The organism is Pseudomonas sessilinigenes, from assembly GCF_003850565.1.
GTDB classification, from domain to species: Bacteria; Pseudomonadota; Gammaproteobacteria; order Pseudomonadales; family Pseudomonadaceae; genus Aquipseudomonas; species Aquipseudomonas sessilinigenes.
The window spans coordinates 6,261,918-6,276,659 of record NZ_CP027706.1; the positions used below are offsets into that span (position 1 = coordinate 6,261,918).

The following is a 14,742-nucleotide window of genomic DNA, read 5'->3' on the forward strand; positions in this document are numbered from 1 at the left end:
CATGCAGTTAGGATATGGGCAACTCCCCCCACCCTGGCCCAGCCAGCGGTACGAACAATAAACCGGAGATTGCCCGATGCTGCCCCCTGCCCCCGATAACACCCCACTCCAGCCCCTGCCCACCGACCTGGTGGATGAACTGACCGCTCTGCTGGGCCAGCGCTTCAGCACCGCCGCCAGTGTTCGCGAGCATCACGGCCGGGACATCTCCGCCCTCGATCCGCTGCCGCCGCAAGGGGTGGCCTTCGTCCATCACCTCGACGAAATCATCGCTGTGCAGCAGGCCTGCCATCGCCATCGGGTGCCGATCATTCCCTACGGCAGCGGCAGCTCCCTGGAAGGCTGGTTGCATGCGGTCCACGGTGGGGTGTGCATCGATGTATCGGCGATGAACCAGATCCTGGAGATCCGCGTCGACGACATGGACGTCACCGTGCAACCTGGGGTAACCCGCAAGCAGCTCAATGCCGCGCTGCACGGCACCGGCCTGTTCTTCCCCATCGACCCCGGCGCCGACGCCTCTCTGGGTGGCATGGCGGCGACCCGGGCCTCGGGCACCAACGCCGTGCGCTACGGCACCATGCGCGAAAATGTCCTGGCCCTGACCGCGGTGCTGGCCGATGGCCGCGTGCTGCACACCGGCGGCCGGGCGCGCAAATCCTCCTCGGGCTACGACCTTACCCATCTGCTGGTGGGCTCCGGCGGCACCCTGGCCACGGTGGCCGAGCTGACGGTGAAGTTGCACCCGATCCCCGAGGCAATTTCTGCTGCGGTGTGCAATTTCCCCAGCGTCGATCAGGCGGTGCAAACCGTGATCCAGGCCATCCAGCTGGGAGTGCCGATTGCCCGTATCGAACTGATCGACGCCCTCACCGTGCGCGCCCTGAACGCCTACAGCAAAACCCGGTTGAACGAAGCGCCGTCACTGTTCTTCGAACTGCACGGCTCCGAGTCCTCGGTCAAGGAACAGGTGGAAACCATCCGCCTGCTGGCCGACGAACACGGCGGCCAGGATTTCGAATGGGCGGTGCACCCGGAAGACCGCAGCCGCCTGTGGCAGGCACGGCACGATGGTTACTTCGCCGCCGTGGCCCTGCGCCCCGGCTGCCGCGCCCTGACCACCGACGCCGTGGTGCCGATCTCGCGCCTGGCCGAATGCATCGAAGCCACCTCCGCCGACCTGCAACAACAAGGCCTGCTGGCGCCGATCTTCGGCCATGTGGGCGACGGCAATTTCCATGCGGTGATCCTGGTCGACCCCGACGACCCCGAGGAAGTGCAACGCGCCGACGGCGTGGCCCAGCGCCTGGCGGAACGGGCCATCGCCCTGCAGGGTTCCTGCACCGGCGAGCACGGCATCGGCCTGACCAAGCAGGCCTATATGAGCCTGGAGCACGGGCAGAACGCGGTGGATGCGATGGCGGCGATCAAGGCCGCCCTCGACCCACGGCAACTGATGAACCCGGGCAAGATCTTCCCCCGCGGCCCGGCCACCGACTAAGGCTGCCCCCGCCAAGGAGCCCCCATGGAAATCCGCCAGCTGAAATACTTCGTCGCCGTGGTCGATGCCGGCAGCCTGTCCCGCGCAGCCCGGGAGGTACACGTGGCGCAATCGGCCCTGAGCAAGCAGATGTCGGCCCTGGAAGCCGACCTCGGCGCCCAGTTGTTCCATCGCAGCAACAGCGGTATCCGCGTCAACGATGCCGGCAAACTGTTCTACGAATACGCCCAGGGCCTGCTCAAGCACCTGCAGGACGCCCGCGCCGCACTCAGCAGCGAACCCGGCGCGTTGACCGGTTCCATCGTCGTCGCCCTGCCCCAGAGCGTGGCCAGCACCGTGGCCCTGCCGCTGATCCAGGCCGTGGCCCGCACCTACCCCAAGGTCGAGCTGCACCTCAATGAAGAACTCACCGGCAACCTGGTGGACCAGCTGGTGCGGGGCCGGGTCGACATCGCCCTGTTCACGCCCATCGGCCTGCCGCCACAAGTCAGCTTCAGCCCGCTGCTGGAAGAAGACTTCTACCTGATCCACCGTGCCGACGACCGTCACGCCCCGCCACCGGGCGAGGTGACCCTGGCCGAAGCCGTGGCCCGGCCGCTGGTGTTTCCCAGCCGCGCCCACAGCCACAGCACCCGGGCCTGCGTCGACCAGGCCCTGGAGCGCTTGCACTTGCCACCGGCCCAGGTGGCCATGGAAGTCAACTCGGTGCACATCCTCAAGAGCGCCGTGGAGGCCGGCATCGGCCCCAGCATCATGCCGCTGAACCTGGCCCTGCGCGAAGTCGCCGAAGGCCGGCTGGTGGCCCATGCCATTGAGCCCCGGGAAGTCTTTCGCACCCTGGGCATCTGCGTCTGCGAAGCCCTGCCCGGCAGCAACCTGCGCAGTGCCATCGCCAACCTGATCGCCCAGGTAGTGCGCGACATGAGCCGCTCCGGCGAATGGCCTGCCACCCGCCTGCTGCCCGAGACCTGAACCGCTGTTTCATCCATTGCTTCGACAACAAGAATAAAGAGGCTAGCCATGAACCGACCTTCCCCGCCGCCTGCGGCTCTCGACGACGCGGCCCTGCACTCGGCCTACCGCAAGACCGCCTGGCGCATCATCCCGCTGCTGATCCTGTGTTACCTGGTGGCCTACCTGGACCGGGTCAACGTCGGCTTCGCCAAGTTGCAGATGCTCGACGACCTGAAGTTCAGCGAAGCGGTGTACGGCCTGGGTGCCGGGATCTTCTTCGTCGGCTACCTGCTGTTCGAGATCCCCAGCAACGTCGCCCTGCACCGCTTCGGCGCGCGGCGCTGGATCGCGCGGATCATGGTCACCTGGGGCCTGTTATCGGCGGCGATGATGTTCATCCAGACGCCGCTGACCTTCTACGTGTTGCGGCTGCTGATCGGCATTGCCGAAGCCGGCTTCTTCCCCGGCATCATCTTCTACCTCACCACCTGGTTCCCCAGCCAGCGCCGAGGGGTGATGACCGCCCTGTTCATCATGGCCCTGCCAATTTCCAGCCTGTTCGGCTCATTGATCTCGGGCCTGATCCTGCAACACCTCAACGGTGTGTCCGGCTACGCCGGCTGGCAATGGCTATTCGTCATCGAAGGCCTGCCCGCCGTGGCCCTTGGCGCCGCGGTGTTCTTCCTCCTGCGCGACCGCATCGCCGACGCCCACTGGCTCACCCCGCAAGAACGCCACGGCATGCAAGCCGCCATCGACCGCGAAGCCGCCCACAAACAAAGCCACCGCCTGCGCGACGGCCTGCTCAACCCACAGATCTGGCTGCTGGGCGCGGTGTACTTCTGCCTGGTGCTGGGCCAGTACGTCATCAGCTTCTGGCTGCCCACCATCATCCGCAACAGCGGCGTGCAGCAGCCCTGGGCCATCGGCGTGCTCACCGCCCTGCCCTACGCCGCCGCAGCGGTGACCATGGTGCTGGTGGGACGCAGCTCGGACCGCCACGGCGAATATCGCTGGCACCTGGCGGTCTGCGCGGGGATTGGCGCGCTAGGTGTGGCGTTCGGCACTTTCTTTGGTGACAACCTGGTATTGGCCATGTTCGGCCTGATCATCGGCACTGCTGCCATGATCAGCAGCCTGCCGGTGTTCTGGGGCTTGCCCACCGCCGTAGTGGGCGGCGCCGCAGCCGCGGCGGGCGTGGCGTTGATCAACACCCTGGGCAACGTGGCGGGGTTCTTCAGCACCATCGTGGTGGGCTGGCTGACCCAGGTGACCGGCAATACCCAGGCTGCGATGTACTTCATGGCGGCGATCCTGCTGATCGGAGGAGCCCTGGGCTTGATGGTCAACCACATGCGCAAGGCGGCACGGCTACAAACGGCCTGACGCCGCCCCCTGCAGGAGATGGCTTGCCGGCGAAGGCGTCCTCAAGACCGCCCTCGCTGGCACAAATATCGAAACTATCTACCTACGCTGCCCCACCACACCCGAGAGCAACACCATCGCGGACCACTTGAATCAGTCCAGCCACCCGTTCAACAGCGTCTCGTCCGCATCGTCATCGAGGCTCTGATGGATATTGGCGTAGTACCACACGATCTCGGTTTTCTCGCGAAAATCATCAACCCTGTCCGCCTGAATCAGCACAGGGGATTGCTTGTCATCCATACGAGGCTCCACAGCTTCCAGGCTCATCTAACCCACTGGCCACCACGTCCCCAAAGGGCGCAAGCGAACGGGCCTCAAGGCAACGGCGCAAAGCTGCCACCGCCCTCGTTCCAGCGAAACCCCGGGAACTTGCAGCCCTTGAAAACAACCTGCAGTTGCTCACCCTCACCCTGCAACTGCAAGGTATCCACCCCTTGATTCGGACAGCCCGGTGCCGCGATCGCCAGGCTCACGAGCAGTTTGCCAGTGCTCTTGTCCATCACCTCCACCGTCGTGATCCGCCGATCACTGCCCTGCATCGGCACCTGGAAATACCAGCGTTTGGTAGAAGCACGCTGCAACAGCGTGGTGACCGGCTGTGGCCAGGAACGATCCGAATCCACCAGGCCCACCAGTTTCAGGGCAATGGGCAAGGACTTGCCCGTGCGATAACTGGTCCAGGTGCCGCGCACCTGTTCCTGCTGGCGGGAGTTCATCAGGTCATTGAACTGCAGGCGCGCCACCGGCAGGCCCTGCTCGTCCAGCTCATCCATGGCCAGCACCTTGTTGCTGTAGCTGAAGGTCGGCTTGAGACGGATCGGCGTGCGATAGCGCTGATAGGCATAGGTGCCCTGGTAGACCGCATTCTGGTTGCCCAGGGTCAAGACAATCGCCTGCTTGCCCACCGTGCCCTCGTACACCCCATGGGACGCCTGGGCCGGCAGCAGCCACAGCGCCAACAACACAGCAGCCAGGCCCCGGAAAAAATCCAATCCGCGCATCAGAAACGCTCCTCGCCAGACGACAGGTATTGCAAACGCTCAGGGCTGATCACCCGGTAAAAATCCCAACGCCGAGTGCGCTTGTCGTAATCGATAAAGTCCTGCTTGCTGAACTCCATCTGGCCACTGGGAGAAAAGCGCAGATCGCCGTCCGCCGCGAACTGCTCCATCTGCGGGTGGCGCAGATATCCCCGGCTCTCGCGGTAAAACAGGTAGTACTGAGTGGGCGCGCACCACTGCCGGCCATCCGCCTCCGTCAGGCGATAGCTTTGGGCCCGGAAATCCATCCGCGCCTCGGCCTGGAAATGGCCAAAGGTCAGGGTTTGGGTGCCCACCGGCGACAGGCACCACTGCCCGCGAATGTCCTGCACTTGCTTTCCGGTGTTACGACTGATCACCCGAATACTGTCCACCAGCGCCACCTCCTCCCCGGCCTTGCGCGCGGCATGCACACTGAAATAGAAGTCCCGATCGAACACCGGCTGCAGCAACTCCCCCTCAAACGCTTCCCGCTGGCTGCCGCCAAAGCGCGTCACCCGCTGCAACTGCAACGGCTGCTGCGTGCCCGTGCGCAAATCCACCAGACTGCCCTGCAACGAATCAGCACCCTCGGCGAACGGCTGTAACGACACCGCCGTCGCCGGCAGGGTCGGGTTGTCCATGATGTTGATCAACAGCGCAGAGCCGGGGTGGAAAGGCGTGGATTCCAACGCCATGGGCAGGCGCTCAGACTCGGAAAACCAATAGCCGGACATACCGCCGCCGTATTGCGAGTCGTAGGTGAGCGCCAGTTCAACCGGGGTGTCGCCGAGGGTGCCGCGGTAGGTGGTGGTGGGGTTGGCTTGGGCGGTTGCGGTGAAGAGCCCGAAGCCAAGCAAGAATACTGGGGCCAGGCGCAAAAGGAAGTGTTGCAAGTGACGCCGTTTGCCAGCCCTTGTTTGCGTACTGCTGCCAGTGGGCTGGGTCATACCTGCGCTCCTTGCGGTGGGGAAAAGGGGCGCAGAATAGCAGCCGTTTGTGTTGCCAATGCAATCGCTGTTTGTGTAGCGAATATGAACTCCTTAAAGAAAGCAGCTACTCCTAAAGATTTCATCCCCTATTCATCGTCTAATTCACAACCCGGTGTAAGGCTAGTCCCTTTCTATTGAGCGACTTTTACTAGCAAATCCCAACCGCTTGCGCCTAATACTTTGGCTGTCTAGGCTCGGTTCATCACTGCATATCAGTGATCGGGTTTAGCAGCTCGAAATAGCACATTGGGGCACCCACTGACATTGGAGATGCACCATGAAAAAGCTCGTTGCTGATCCGCCCCTGTCCTTACCTGGACAATTCAGAACCCCCGAACACGGTATCGACACCCAGCGCATTCGCTTGGCCTTGGCAGCGCATAGCACTGAAACATCGATCCTCAATAGTCTGAAAAACACCGTACCTACATCCGTAGGTCATCAATCCATGTTTAGTGTCCGTCCCGGCATCAATGCTTAAGAAGCGTTGGTGCATGTGTCGTTGCTGCTGGACTGTACGGTACAGGTCAGCGATGAAATCACCGAGCGCGCCAGCGGTGTGGAGCGTGGGTTGATTTGGTCGATGATCCATTCGGTGGAGATGGCTAGAGCAGTGGTGGATTCGTTGCTGGATGCCAATAAACCACCGAAAGCTCGGTAATCGACTAAACGCTCGAAAGTCCAAAAAGCAGAAAACGGGGTCACCACTGATGTACCCCGTTAAGCACCTGATGATCTGACGACGTTTGTCACGCTCGAGTGTGCGGCAGCTTCAACCTCAACGGGCACCGACTCAGGCCTGGCGCTGACGCAGGTTATTCAGCATTCACTCCTACCTCAACCTTGGCTTTACTGCCATCCCCCACAAACACGTCACGAGCCACATTGCCCACCGTGTTTGTAGTCACAGAGTCAAACGTCGCACCTACTAGTCCACCCAGCAGAGGAACGGCTTTGCCTAGATTGACCACGCCAGTGCTGCCAAATTTGGTCAACAAGCGAAAGCCTACGGCTTGATTGATTTTGGTGAGGGTGGCTCCACTGATTTTCTGAATGGAACTGATGGCCAGTTTATTGGCGAAGGAGATGCCTACATCCTTGAGGATGTCCTTGGCGGCGTTACCGGCCAGACAGGTGTAGACCAGCGTTTTGACCCGATCATCACGAGGGTCGTGGCCACCGATATAGGCAATGGCAGTGATCATGCGTAACTGCACGTACATGACGCTGGCGATGTTGGCCGGGATGGTCACCGGCAAGGTGATAACACCACCTAGGCCTGTCAGGAAACCGGAGGTCGCGGCTTTGGTGTTCTGCCAGCGAATAAGGGAGTTGGTTGCGTCTAGCGCGTTGTCGTTGTTGCTCAGGTATTCATCTGCGAATTCTTTCGCTGTGCCTGTGCCTGGGATACCGTCCATTGCCTTTTCGTAGGCCCATTCCAGTGCTTGCTGGAGCTTGCTTTCCGTTAATTCCTTGCTCATTGCGAACCGGCGTCCTTGTTGATGATTGTTGTGTGGGCTAATCCCGACCACAAATAATGGCCGAGAGCCATCATTCTGACTAGTGCGCCTTTAGTCAAATACAAACGCCGCACCAGGTGGACGTGCGAGCAAGCAAAACAGCTGGGACCCTATCTTTTCAAGCATGTCGGCGGTATTTGGCTTCTAGGCCGTAGTGCTCTTGCGGCCGCCTTCGCTGGCAAGCCAGGCTCCTACACGGACCGGCGTCAACCGATGGCTGTGTGGTGTCACCGAACATTGCGATACAACATCAACCGCGCCCCCTCATGCATCCCCCGCGTCAATTCCAGCAACCGTTCAAACTCCTGCGGATGCTCTTTCGCCACATCGTCGCGTGGGGTGGGTGAAGCCAAATCATGCAACGTAGCCTCACTGCCGTCGTGCTGCATCTGCAGCAGAAAATCCTGGGTCACGCCGCCAATGATCGGAAAGGTCCCTTCCCTCAATACCAACGGCACCACGCGCTCGCCTTCCGGCGCGGGCTGTTGAATGTCTCGCCCCATGGCGCCATTGGTAAACGGCATCCCGGCCATGCCGGCCACGGTGGGTAGCAGGTCGGCGAGGCCGACGGCTTCTTCGATCACCTTGGGTTGCAACATCCCCGGGGCATGGATCAGCAGCGGTACGTTGTTGCTCTCCAGCCCCAGTTGTTCAAACGCTGGGGCCATGTGGGGGATCTGGCTGATGCGGGTGTTGTGGTCGCCGAAGAACACGAAAATCGTGTTGTCGTAGTAGCCCCCCGCCTTGGCGATCTCCATCAGGCGGCCGATGTTGAAGTCCAAGAGGCGCACGGCGTTGTATTGCGCAAGGCTGCGCGAACCCGCGGCCTGGACCTGTTCCAGGGGCAGGTCCTGAGTTTGGAAGCCGTCGTTGTCCTTGGGGATGGTGAACGGGCGGTGGTTGCCGGAGGTTTGCAGGTAGGCGAAGAACGGCTGGTCTTGGGGGATGGCGCGCAGCAGGCGGTCGCCTTCCTTGAACAGGTCGAGATCGGAGATGCCCCAGACGTCCACCAGGGGCGATTGCCAGTGGCTTTCGTCGTACAGGCGCACGTTGTCGATGCTCTGGCGGATCAAGCCGTTGATGTTGGCCCAACCGGCGTTGCCACCGATCAGGTAGAGCTTATGGTAGTCGCTGAAGGCGTTGATCAGGCTGTGTTGGCGGGTGATCAGGGGCTGGCGGGTGGCGGTCTCCTGGCGAGTGACGTCGGGCACGCCGGTGATGCTCGCCCACACGGTCTTGGCGGTGCCGGTGACCGGGACGTAGAAGTGCCTGAAAAACCAGCTCTGGCTGGCCAGGCGGTCGAGGTTGGGGGTGGGGTTGAGCGGGTTGCCGTAGGCGCCCACGGCGCTGGTGCCGAGGGATTCGAGCATGACGAAGATGACGTTGGGCTGCCGTGGACGATCGATGCGGTACGGCTGAATGCCTTGTTGGCGGGTGAAGCTCAGGCTTTGCGGGTCCGGATTGTCGACGCCGAGGTAGCGGGCCAGGGCCGGGTAGTGTTGGCGCACTTGGGCTTCGTCGTACTGGGCCTGGCCGGCCTTGAGGGTGTCGTAGAAGAACAGCACGGGGTTCAGGCCCAGGGCGGCGATCTGGCTGTTGCCGGAGAAGTAGGCATCGCTCCAGCGCAGGGGCACGGGGTTTTCCAGGTTGAGGTTGTCCACCCGCCCGAGCAGGGCGAGGAACACGGCGGCGATGCCCAGGGCGCTGACGCCGGCCAGGGACAGCCGGCCAAGGGCTTGGGCCGGACGGTCGAGGGTCAGGCGTTCCAGGCGCAGCAAGGCGTAGCACCACAGGGCCAGGGCAATGCCCCAGGCGAGGACGATCCACAGCACCGGGTAGCTTTCCCAGAGCATTTGCCGGGAGATCTGTGCATCGTCCAGGTAGCGCAGCACCGTGGCGTTGATGCGTACGCCCAGGTAGGCGTAGTGGCCGAAGTCGATGATGTACAGCAGCCCTACCCCGCCCAGCACCAGCAGCAGGTAGGCCCGGGCCAGCCAGCGCAAAGCCGGCAGGCGCAGCAGGTTCCAGCGCGGCAGCCAGGCCAGCACGGCCAGGGGCAGCAGGATCAAGAGGGTCAGGCGCAGGTCGAAGCGCAGGCCGATGCCGAGGGTCTGGAGGATGGCCTGGCGCTCGTTGGCGGCACTCAGGTCCACCCCGGAAAACCCCACCGCGAACAGCAGCCGCAGCAGTACCAGCAAGCCGAATACCAGCCCGATTGCGCCCACGCCGTAGCGCAGGCGGCGTGATTGCAACCCGCCCATCATTGACCTCTGTGTGGTGTTGTCGAAGGCCGCGGCGCGGCCTGTGGGTTTATCCGGCAAGGGACTGCCCGCGGTGGCGATGGGCGAAGCGGCGCCACAGCCACAGCAGCAACCCGCCGCTGCCGGCGATCAGGCAGTAGCCTGCCAGCAAAGGGTCCATCAGGTAGTCCCAGTAGTTTTCCGAGGGCTTCAGACGCAGGGCGAAAGCCAGGGTCCCCACCGCCAGCATCAGCACCCCCAGCGCATTGCGCTGCCACAGCAGCACCAGCGCCGCCAGGCCCATCAGCACAATCATCGGCCGTGGGTTGTAGCCCCAACGGTACGGGTCGAGGTAGGTCAGGCCCAGGGTCGCGGGGTACAGGCTCAGGGTCAGGCCGATAAACAGCAGCAGGACCTGCACCCGGTGCTTGGCTTGCAAGGGCGCCATCAGCCCCAGGCGTTGCAGGCTGACCCAGCCCAGCAGCACCAGGGTGCTGATGGCCAGGTCATCGGTGAAGCTGCGCACATAGGCCGCCAGCGGTAGCTGGTTCAGCGGAATAACACTGGCCAGGGCCAGCAGAGGCAGCAGCCAGGGCCGCCAGGACGCGGTCAGGCGCAGGCTACCGAGCAGCACGAAGCCCAGGAGGATAAAACTCAGGTGGGCTTGCCACAGGGACATCATCACAGGCGCTCCGCCAGCCACGCCGCATTGAAGCTGACGTGCTTGATAAAGGTGTTGTTCCAGGAATAGACCAGGTGGTACATGCCATCCGCCCCGCGGCTGAAGTAGGGGTATTCGTACTCGAAGTCGCAGCCCTGGGGCTTGCACACCCGGTAGTCGAGGCTGCTCAAGAAGCGCTGTTTCAGAGGCAGGCGCTGGGCACCGCTGGAAATGCGAAAGCCTTCGCCGATGATTGCCTTGTAGGCCTCATGGGTAAACGGCTGGCCCAGGGGATCGGGGGACTGGTCCAGTTCCACCAGGGACCGCCACTGACTGAGACCGGCGTCGGTACCGTACAGGCTGAGTCTGAAGCGCCCATCCTGCAAATCGTTGAGGGCGACCAACAGGCCCTGGTCATCGGTGCCTATCGCCGCCAGGGAAGAGTTGGGGTTGGACGGTTGCAGCGGATAGGGCTCGCTCCAGGTCTGCCCGGCGTCTTCGGTACGACTGGCCAGGACCTTGTGGTGGGTGTCGCCGGCGTAGCGCAACATCGCTACGGCACGTTGCTCGTCCAGGGGCACGATGGTCGGTTGCAGGGAGTGCTTGCCACGGCTGATGCGGAACTTGTCGATCACCGCACCATCGGGGCTCAGGTACAGGTACTCGGCGAACTTGCCCATGAACTCGTGGTACACCGGCAGGCCGATGGCGCCATCGGCATGGAACACCGGCGCGGCGCGGACCAGGGTGCTGATATTGAAGAATGGCGAGGTGATCAACTGTTGCGGCGTCGACCAGTTGCGCCCCAGGTCATCGGACACCATGGCGTTGATCGCACTGGTGGCCCAGCCGCCTACCGACACCGAGACGTAGAACATCCACAGGCGCTGGTCCGGGGCCAGGGCGATCACCGGATTGCCCAGCTTGCGGATGTAGCGCCCGGTGCCGGCACGAGTCGATTCGCGGGTGGCCAGCACCTGCTCGGCACCCCATTCGCCGCTCTTGGCGTCAAAGCGTGCGCTGCGCACCTGGACATCGGCCGCGCCTTCCCGGGAGCCGGCGAACCACACGGCCATCAGGTCGCCACCCGGCAAGGCGGTGACCGACGAAGAATGCACGAAGTCATCCAGTTCCGAGGAGACGAAACGGCTCTGGTACCGAGGGAGTTCTTTGCCGCCGGCCTGGTTGGCCACGGCGACCTGGGCGAACGGCGCCAATTGATGGGGCGGATGGCTGCGCCACGCGGCGATGAAAACCGCCGCCAGCAGCAAACTGCTGCAGATGAAGATCAAGCCAGGGGACAGCGCACGCATTCAGGAGTCCGTTGCAGAGACAGGTTGAAAACCAGGGAAATCGTCAATGCCGTGTCGGTTTCGGCAAGGGTCGACGGCGGCCGGTGAGCATCGACAACGGCAGGTTGTCGCGCACCTGGAAGCTTTCAAAAATCGCCGCACACACGTGCAGCAGCACCAGCCCCAGCAGCACGTCGGCGCTGGTCTGGTGTATCAGCAAGGGCCAATCGGCGCCCCACAAGGCATCGACTTCCTGCATCAAGAAACCGCTGATGCCGATCAGCACCAGGGCCAGCAGCATCAGCAACATCACCAAAGCCCCCAGGGGCGAGTGCCCCAGGCGATGCTCGGGACGCCCGGCCAGCAGCGAGCGCAAATGCCCCGCCAGCCGCGCCCGAGTCGGCCAGAAGTCGGACCAGCGCGCACTGCGCGGCCCGACAAAGCCCCACAGCGTGCGCAACAGCAGCCAGGCCATGGCGTAGTAGCCGAGCCAGACATGCCAGTCGTCACCGGCTTCATTGAAGAAGTAGTTACCGACAAAGACCCCGGCGATGGACAGGTGAAACAGTCGCACCAACGGGTCCCATAGCCGCTGGGAGGCGGCGGGCATCAGCCCTTGATCTCGGTCTTCACCGCCTTGCCGGTGACCGGATCGTGATAGATCTCGACCTTGCGCTTGTCCTTGTCGAAGCCATAGATCTCGTAGCAGTTGCCGTCGGTGACCTTGAACTTGCTGATCTGGTAGCCCTGGGCCTTGAGCTGCTCCTGGAAGGCTTTCTGGTCTTGCCATTGCGAGCGTTCGGCGGTGGTGCATTGCGGGCCGGCGATGGCCAGCGGGCTGGCGAGAACCAGGGACAACAGCAGGATTTTGCGCATGGAAAACCGCTCCGGGATCAGGGAGTGGCCACTGTGCAAAACCAAGCTTAATGAAAGCTTAGGCCGCAACGCGCCGTAACATTTCCCCCGGTAAAAGCCCTGACGCAGCCTCGCGGCGGGCGTCATCATGCCGCCACTTGCACCCCGCCGCCCAACCCCGCCAACTCACCGAGGACCGCCCATGCGCCTGCTGCTTGTCGAAGATGATCGCGCCCTCGGCCAGGGCATCCGCACCGCCCTGGGCGCCGAAGGCTACACCCTGGACTGGCTGCAGGATGGCATCAGCGCCCTGCACGCCCTGCGCACCGAGAGCTTCGACCTGTTGCTGCTGGACCTGGGCCTGCCGCGCCTGGATGGCCTGGAATTGTTGCAGCAACTGCGCGCCGCGCAACAGGACCTGCCGGTGCTGATCCTCACTGCACGCGACGGCACGGCCGAGCGTATCGCCGGGCTGGACGCGGGCGCCGACGACTACCTGGTCAAGCCCTTCGACGTCGACGAATTGAAGGCCCGGGTCCGCGCCCTGCTGCGTCGCAGCCAAGGTCGTGCCCAGCCCCTGCTGGAACATGCCGGCATTCGCCTGGACCCGGCGACCCAGCAGGTGCACTACCAGGCAACGGAGATCGTGCTGACGCCCATGGAGTACCAACTGCTGCACCAATTGATGGCCCGCCCGGGCAAGGTGGTGACCCGCGAGCGCCTGTCCCGGGCGCTGTATGGCTGGCAGGACCGGGTCGAGAGCAACACCCTGGAGGTGCTGATCCACAACCTGCGCAAAAAGTTGTGCGCCGAACTGATCCGCACCGTGCGTGGCATCGGCTACGTGCTGGAGCTCAAGCCATGAACTCGGTGCGCACGCGAATCCTGCTGCCGCTGCTGGTGCTGGTGCTGCTGGGGGATGTACTGATCAGTTGGCTGGTACTGCGTGACAGTCACCATGAAATCGAAGAGGTCTACGACGCCCAGCTGGCCCAGAGCGCGCGCTTGCTGCAAGGAGTCCTGCGCTCGCAAGAGCCGGGCAACGCCGATTGGGAACGCCTGTACCAGGCCTTCGACCAGGCCATGAGCCGGGTCGGCGTGGACGGTGCCGCCCACCCCTATGAAACCCGCCTGACCTTCCAGGTCTGGCGTGACGATGGCCAGTTGCTGGTGCGCTCTGCCGAAGCACCGGTACTGGCCGCTCCGCCCACCACCCTGGGGGGCCATGATCTCCTGGAGAACGGCAGGGACTGGTGCGCCTTTCTCCTGGCCGACCCACAGCAGGGCCTGCTGATCTGGGTCGGCGAACGCGACGATGTCCGCCAGGACCTGATCCAGCGCATCGTCCGTCACACCCTGCGGCCAACCCTGGTCGGCCTGCCGCTGCTGGCCCTGCTGAGCTGGCTGGCCATCGGCTGGGGCCTGGCGCCACTGCGGGCCATGGCCCAGGCCATTCGCGGGCGCAACGCCGAGACCCTCCAGCCCCTGGCGCTCAACCCCCTGCCCCAGGATTTGGAACCGATGCAGACCGCCCTCAACCAGCTACTGGCACAGATCGATAGCCTGCTGGAACGCGAGCGACGCTTTATCGCCGACGCCGCCCATGAGTTGCGCACGCCCCTGGCGATCCTGCGGATCCATGCGCAAAACGCCCAGCAGGCCGCCAGCCCGCAACAGCAACGCGAGGCCCTGGACTTCCTCGTCAGCGGCGTGGATCGAGCCACCCGCATCGCCAGCCAGCTGCTCACCATGGCCCGCATCGAGCCCCACCTGCACAGCCCACGCATGTGCCGCATCGACCTCTGCGCGCTGGTCCGCGAAGAACTCGCGGAACTGGCGCCCCTGGCCCTGGAGAAAGAGGTCGAGCTGGTGCTCGAAGGCACCGAGGACTGCCAGCTCGACACCGACCCGGCGGCCCTGTCCATAGCCTTGCAGAACCTTTTGACCAACGCCTTGAACTTCTCCCCCGTAGGCAGCGAGGTACGGGTCGGCGTGCGCCCCCAGGCCGATGGCAGTGTCCACCTGAGTGTCGAGGACGCCGGCCCCGGCATCGACGAACAACATCGCGAACGATTGCTGGAGCGCTTCTACAGCCAGGGCAACGCCCAGGGGGCCGGGCTGGGACTGGCTATCGTGCAGATGATCGCCGGCAAGATCGGCTGTCGCCTGCAACTGCATAACCGCCCCGAAGGCGGGCTGTGCGCATTGTTGCAATTCACGCCAGCGCTTCAGCCATCCGCCTGAAGCGGCTATCCTGCGGCGCCACCCGCAGCGGGTGGC

At 63.5% G+C, this 14,742-nt stretch carries 14 protein-coding genes and 1 pseudogene; 6 read left to right on the forward strand and 9 right to left on the reverse strand.

What is annotated here, in order from left to right; translation table 11 throughout:
• The first annotated feature begins 76 nt into the window (after nucleotides 1-76).
• The 3 genes from C4K39_RS28620 to C4K39_RS28630 are packed head-to-tail and all read left to right on the forward strand — an operon-like array spanning nucleotide 77 to nucleotide 3,841.
• On the forward strand, nucleotides 77-1,501 hold the full coding sequence (locus tag C4K39_RS28620) for an FAD-binding oxidoreductase (protein WP_124348054.1): 1,425 nt from the start codon (nucleotides 77-79) through the stop codon (nucleotides 1,499-1,501).
• Nucleotides 1,502-1,525: 24 nt separating this feature from the next.
• The gene (locus C4K39_RS28625; RefSeq protein ID WP_124348055.1) at nucleotides 1,526-2,473 is read left to right on the forward strand and encodes a LysR family transcriptional regulator; all 948 of its coding nucleotides are present in this window, start codon (nucleotides 1,526-1,528) and stop codon (nucleotides 2,471-2,473) included.
• A gap of 48 nt (nucleotides 2,474-2,521) precedes the next feature.
• Nucleotides 2,522-3,841 carry an MFS transporter gene (locus tag C4K39_RS28630; protein ID WP_124348056.1) on the forward strand — a complete coding sequence of 440 codons (1,320 nt, stop codon included), beginning with the start codon at nucleotides 2,522-2,524 and terminating at the stop codon, nucleotides 3,839-3,841.
• Between the two features lie 132 nt (nucleotides 3,842-3,973).
• On the opposite strand, the gene C4K39_RS31625 is transcribed toward C4K39_RS28630, so the two are convergent.
• The 3 genes from C4K39_RS31625 to C4K39_RS28640 form a co-directional block, all read right to left on the reverse strand.
• Nucleotides 3,974-4,123, reverse strand: a complete 150-nt coding sequence (locus C4K39_RS31625) for a hypothetical protein (RefSeq protein ID WP_164487258.1) — start codon at nucleotides 4,121-4,123, stop codon at nucleotides 3,974-3,976.
• Between the two features lie 74 nt (nucleotides 4,124-4,197).
• Nucleotides 4,198-4,884, reverse strand: a complete 687-nt coding sequence (locus C4K39_RS28635; protein WP_124348057.1) for a hypothetical protein — start codon at nucleotides 4,882-4,884, stop codon at nucleotides 4,198-4,200.
• Complete coding sequence (locus C4K39_RS28640; protein ID WP_124348058.1) at nucleotides 4,884-5,852, reverse strand: hypothetical protein; 969 nt, start codon at nucleotides 5,850-5,852, stop codon at nucleotides 4,884-4,886. The genes C4K39_RS28635 and C4K39_RS28640 overlap by 1 nt, the downstream gene beginning before the upstream one ends.
• Nucleotides 5,853-6,171: 319 nt before the next feature.
• On the opposite strand from C4K39_RS28640, the pseudogene C4K39_RS28645 reads away from it, so the two are divergent.
• Nucleotides 6,172-6,555 (forward strand): annotated as a pseudogene (locus C4K39_RS28645) (hypothetical protein).
• Between the two features lie 154 nt (nucleotides 6,556-6,709).
• On the opposite strand, the gene C4K39_RS28650 reads toward C4K39_RS28645, so the two are convergent.
• From C4K39_RS28650 to C4K39_RS28675, 6 genes are all read right to left on the reverse strand, one after another.
• Nucleotides 6,710-7,375, reverse strand: coding sequence for an EcsC family protein (locus C4K39_RS28650; RefSeq protein WP_068582386.1), 666 nt, complete (start codon nucleotides 7,373-7,375; stop codon nucleotides 6,710-6,712).
• A 266-nt stretch (nucleotides 7,376-7,641) separates the two neighbouring features.
• Nucleotides 7,642-9,675 carry an LTA synthase family protein gene (locus C4K39_RS28655; RefSeq protein WP_124348059.1) on the reverse strand — a complete coding sequence of 678 codons (2,034 nt, stop codon included), beginning with the start codon at nucleotides 9,673-9,675 and terminating at the stop codon, nucleotides 7,642-7,644.
• A 49-nt stretch (nucleotides 9,676-9,724) separates the two neighbouring features.
• A complete protein-coding gene (locus C4K39_RS28660) occupies nucleotides 9,725-10,336 on the reverse strand; it encodes a hypothetical protein (protein ID WP_124348060.1) in 612 nt (203 codons plus the stop codon).
• The gene (locus C4K39_RS28665; RefSeq protein ID WP_068582378.1) at nucleotides 10,336-11,628 is read right to left on the reverse strand and encodes a sialidase family protein; all 1,293 of its coding nucleotides are present in this window, start codon (nucleotides 11,626-11,628) and stop codon (nucleotides 10,336-10,338) included. The genes C4K39_RS28660 and C4K39_RS28665 overlap by 1 nt, the downstream gene beginning before the upstream one ends.
• Before the next feature lie 43 nt (nucleotides 11,629-11,671).
• Entirely contained in the window at nucleotides 11,672-12,217 is a 546-nt protein-coding gene (locus C4K39_RS28670) for a cytochrome b/b6 domain-containing protein (protein WP_124348061.1), read from the reverse strand.
• Nucleotides 12,217-12,483: a PepSY domain-containing protein gene (locus C4K39_RS28675; protein WP_068582373.1), complete on the reverse strand. Its 267-nt coding sequence runs from the start codon at nucleotides 12,481-12,483 to the stop codon at nucleotides 12,217-12,219. Before C4K39_RS28675 ends, C4K39_RS28670 begins: the two co-directional genes overlap by 1 nt.
• 181 nt (nucleotides 12,484-12,664) lie before the next feature.
• Between C4K39_RS28675 and C4K39_RS28680 the strand changes: the two genes are divergently transcribed.
• Together C4K39_RS28680 and C4K39_RS28685 are read left to right on the forward strand one after the other, a co-directional pair.
• Nucleotides 12,665-13,327: a response regulator gene (locus C4K39_RS28680; RefSeq protein WP_068582370.1), complete on the forward strand. Its 663-nt coding sequence runs from the start codon at nucleotides 12,665-12,667 to the stop codon at nucleotides 13,325-13,327.
• The gene (locus C4K39_RS28685; RefSeq protein ID WP_124348062.1) at nucleotides 13,324-14,706 is read left to right on the forward strand and encodes an ATP-binding protein; all 1,383 of its coding nucleotides are present in this window, start codon (nucleotides 13,324-13,326) and stop codon (nucleotides 14,704-14,706) included. The genes C4K39_RS28680 and C4K39_RS28685 overlap by 4 nt, the downstream gene beginning before the upstream one ends.
• Nucleotides 14,707-14,742 lie beyond the last annotated feature (36 nt).

Excerpts from the sequence above, each read along its gene's own strand:
- C4K39_RS28640 (WP_124348058.1), bottom strand. The coding sequence starts at position 5,852 with ATGACCCAGCCCACTGGCAGCAGTACGCAAACAAGGGCTGGCAAACGG.
- C4K39_RS28625 (WP_124348055.1), top strand. The coding sequence starts at position 1,526 with ATGGAAATCCGCCAGCTGAAATACTTCGTCGCCGTGGTCGATGCCGGC.
- C4K39_RS28655 (WP_124348059.1), bottom strand. The coding sequence starts at position 9,675 with ATGGGCGGGTTGCAATCACGCCGCCTGCGCTACGGCGTGGGCGCAATC.
- C4K39_RS28680 (WP_068582370.1), top strand. The coding sequence starts at position 12,665 with ATGCGCCTGCTGCTTGTCGAAGATGATCGCGCCCTCGGCCAGGGCATC.
- C4K39_RS28630 (WP_124348056.1), top strand. The coding sequence starts at position 2,522 with ATGAACCGACCTTCCCCGCCGCCTGCGGCTCTCGACGACGCGGCCCTG.
- C4K39_RS28620 (WP_124348054.1), top strand. The coding sequence starts at position 77 with ATGCTGCCCCCTGCCCCCGATAACACCCCACTCCAGCCCCTGCCCACC.
- C4K39_RS28670 (WP_124348061.1), bottom strand. The coding sequence starts at position 12,217 with ATGCCCGCCGCCTCCCAGCGGCTATGGGACCCGTTGGTGCGACTGTTT.
- C4K39_RS28660 (WP_124348060.1), bottom strand. The coding sequence starts at position 10,336 with ATGATGTCCCTGTGGCAAGCCCACCTGAGTTTTATCCTCCTGGGCTTC.
- C4K39_RS31625 (WP_164487258.1), bottom strand. The coding sequence starts at position 4,123 with ATGGATGACAAGCAATCCCCTGTGCTGATTCAGGCGGACAGGGTTGAT.
- C4K39_RS28675 (WP_068582373.1), bottom strand. The coding sequence starts at position 12,483 with ATGCGCAAAATCCTGCTGTTGTCCCTGGTTCTCGCCAGCCCGCTGGCC.
- C4K39_RS28650 (WP_068582386.1), bottom strand. The coding sequence starts at position 7,375 with ATGAGCAAGGAATTAACGGAAAGCAAGCTCCAGCAAGCACTGGAATGG.
- C4K39_RS28685 (WP_124348062.1), top strand. The coding sequence starts at position 13,324 with ATGAACTCGGTGCGCACGCGAATCCTGCTGCCGCTGCTGGTGCTGGTG.
- C4K39_RS28665 (WP_068582378.1), bottom strand. The coding sequence starts at position 11,628 with ATGCGTGCGCTGTCCCCTGGCTTGATCTTCATCTGCAGCAGTTTGCTG.
- C4K39_RS28635 (WP_124348057.1), bottom strand. The coding sequence starts at position 4,884 with ATGCGCGGATTGGATTTTTTCCGGGGCCTGGCTGCTGTGTTGTTGGCG.